Raw genomic sequence first — 2,457 nt, 5'->3', positions numbered from 1 at the left:
CCTCCGTGCTCCTCTCACTGTGGTTGGTCCTGGGGGCCGCCGCCCCCCCCCCGCCGCCGCGCGCCGCCGCGCCGCCCCGGGCCCCCCCCCCCGCGCCCCCCCCCCCCCCCCCCCCGGGGCCCCCCCCACGACCCGGTGGGTCAGCCGGTGACGCCGTGCTCGGAGTAGTAGCCGGGGTCGTTGCCGTTCTGGATCAGCGCGGCGCGCACCGCGCTCTCCGGAGCCCGCTCGACCAGCGCGACACCGTCCTGGCTGTAGTAACCGGGGTCGTTGCCGTTCTGGATCAGCGCGGCACGGACCGCGCTCTCGGGAGCCCGCTCGACCAGGGTTTCGGACATGGATGTTCCTCTCCAGGGTGGTGGGTTCGTCCCTCCGCAGGCGCGGCGGGAGTATCGGGGGCGTACGCGCCGTCAGACGCGCCGCCAGGTGCCGTAGACGATGCGGTGGTCGTGCTGCGGGCTGCCGCCGTGCGCGTGCGTCACCTCGCGCGTCCAGGTATCGGCGGTGGTCCACCCCAGCTCGGCCAGCACACGGCCCACCAGCTCGCGGCCGGGCAGGTAGGCCTCTTGGTAGGTGAGCGGCACGTCATCGCAGATCCAGCTCAGTGACAGCGGGGCACCGGGACCGCTGAGCGCGTCGGCCGCTCGCAGCATCCGTCGGACGCCGTCGGCGCTCCCGGCATAGTGCAGTACTCCCAACAGCATGACACCGTCGTGCAGTTGACCCACCGGAAGGTCCAGTAGGTCGGCCCGGCGCAGCTCCAACGTGCCGCCACCCGGCAGCTTCTGCGGGCCGTCGGTGGCCGTACCGTCGGGCAGCTCCGGGTCGATGCCGAGCACCTGGTGCCGCCCCTGCTCGGCCAGCCAGCGGCCGACAGCACCGCCCCCACACCCGGCGTCGAGCACGGCGGAGCCGGCCGGTAGCACTCTCAGCGGTTCGATCACCCGGTGCATGTGCTCGTTGAACGGCCGATAATTTGAATTATCTTCTGGCAACCCAGCCCCCGCGTTTCCGCAGGTAGCTGCGGATATTTGATGGCCACTCAGTCATTAGGAGGTTTGTACAGGATCAACTTTCTCCAAACCAATTCCGCCGCCTTTGCGGGCGCGCGAACCAGCGCGCACGACCGCACGCGCCCCTTCGCGCCCCTCGCCCTCACCGTCCGCCTGTGATCCGCTTCCCCCGCCAGGCCCGGTGGGGAGAACCGTCCCGTGCTCGCCCCGCTCGCACGGGACTTCAAGCGCTACGCTGGCCACATGTCGAAGCCCGACGAGCTGCTCGTCGCCCTCGCCGCCATGGTGGAGTCGGAGCAGAGCAACCAGATGTCCCTGACCGTGGTCGTCCCAGGCGCGGTGATCACCGGCCGACTGGCGCCCGAGGCGGTGTGGCGGCAACGGGTGGCCGAAGTACTGGACGCCTCCGAAAGCCTCAAACCGTTCTCCTCGGTGTTCGCCCCCGCCACCGCCCGCCACAGCGCACGGCCCGACCACCTGCACCTCCACCTCGCGAGAATCCTGCAGGGGAGCTTCGGCCTGCCGAACGCCGGTGGCATGTACCGCATCTCGATCGAGAGCGTGAGCAGCTGGACCATCGGGGACCTGAGCTACTCCGACCAGTGAGAACGCTCGCCGCACTTCAGAGCCCTGCCTCCCGGGAGTCACCCGGTCGTGTCGTTACCGACCGCCCGGTGTGACCGTTGTCAGTTGGACGACCCATCCGGACTCGGGAGGCGCGGCCGTGCCACTCTTCATCCTCACCTCGCTCGCGGGCATCGTCGTCCTGGTCTCGGTCGTCCGGACTCTGCGCCTGAACGGCCTGAGACAGCGGTCGGCGGCGCTGTGGATCTGCCTCAGCCTGGTGGTCCTGCCGGTCATGTTCGTTCCGACGCTGCTAGATCCGGTCGCCGCCCTCCTGCGGGTGAGCTCCGGCGCGGATCTGGCGCTGGCTTTCGGCCTGGTCGTTCTTCTCTACCTGGCCGTCACCCTCAGCCGTGAGCAGCACGGCCTGCGGGCCAGATCCGACCTGCTGGCCTCGGAACTGAGTTCCCTCCGCGCCCAATTGGGCCTTCCGGCCGCCGCACCCGCCATCGACGGCCCGCCACCTGCGCAATCCCCCGCAGCCCCTGCACCACCCATTCCCCGGGACAGCACGGAAGACAGCGCGGAGGACGGCACGGGGGACAGCACCGAGGGCCGGTTCGCCGATCTCCTGGAAGACGGGTCCATTGTGTGAAGCACCCGCGCCCCACCACTGCCCGAAATCGACGCCCTCCGACCACCTTACGGAGCCCACATGTCCCGGTATGACGATGTCTGGTTGGTGATCCCGGCCTTCAACGAGGGCACGGTCATCGCGGGGGTGTTGGAGCGGGCGCTGGTGACGTTCCCGAACATCGTGGTGGTGGACGACGGGAGTACCGATGACAGTGCCGGCAGTGTGCTGGGGACGGGGGCGCAT

The 2,457-nt window shown here is 70.0% G+C and carries 5 protein-coding genes; 3 read left to right on the top strand and 2 right to left on the bottom strand.

The window, feature by feature from the left end:
- Positions 1 to 140: 140 nt before the first annotated feature.
- Together P3T29_RS32490 and P3T29_RS32485 are read right to left on the bottom strand one after the other, a co-directional pair.
- Positions 141 to 338 carry a hypothetical protein gene (locus tag P3T29_RS32490; protein ID WP_280720276.1) on the bottom strand — a complete coding sequence of 66 codons (198 nt, stop codon included), beginning with the start codon at positions 336 to 338 and terminating at the stop codon, positions 141 to 143.
- A 72-nt stretch (positions 339 to 410) separates the two neighbouring features.
- On the bottom strand, positions 411 to 944 hold the full coding sequence (locus tag P3T29_RS32485; RefSeq protein WP_280720275.1) for a class I SAM-dependent methyltransferase: 534 nt from the start codon (positions 942 to 944) through the stop codon (positions 411 to 413).
- Positions 945 to 1,256: 312 nt separating this feature from the next.
- Here P3T29_RS32485 and P3T29_RS32480 point away from each other — a divergent pair, with 312 nt between their 5' ends.
- The 3 genes from P3T29_RS32480 to P3T29_RS32470 all read left to right on the top strand — a co-directional run.
- A complete protein-coding gene (locus P3T29_RS32480) occupies positions 1,257 to 1,619 on the top strand; it encodes a hypothetical protein (protein WP_280720274.1) in 363 nt (120 codons plus the stop codon).
- A gap of 118 nt (positions 1,620 to 1,737) precedes the next feature.
- Entirely contained in the window at positions 1,738 to 2,232 is a 495-nt protein-coding gene (locus P3T29_RS32475) for a DUF2304 domain-containing protein (RefSeq protein ID WP_280720273.1), read from the top strand.
- A 60-nt stretch (positions 2,233 to 2,292) separates the two neighbouring features.
- The coding region (locus P3T29_RS32470; RefSeq protein WP_280720277.1) for a glycosyltransferase at positions 2,293 to 2,457 on the top strand (165 nt) is incomplete at its 3' end.

Source organism: Kitasatospora sp. MAP5-34 (genome assembly GCF_029894335.1).
GTDB lineage: Bacteria > Actinomycetota > Actinomycetes > Streptomycetales > Streptomycetaceae > Kitasatospora.
The sequence above is the reverse complement of the archived record's forward strand: the minus strand, read 5'-3'. Positions and strand labels throughout refer to the sequence as shown.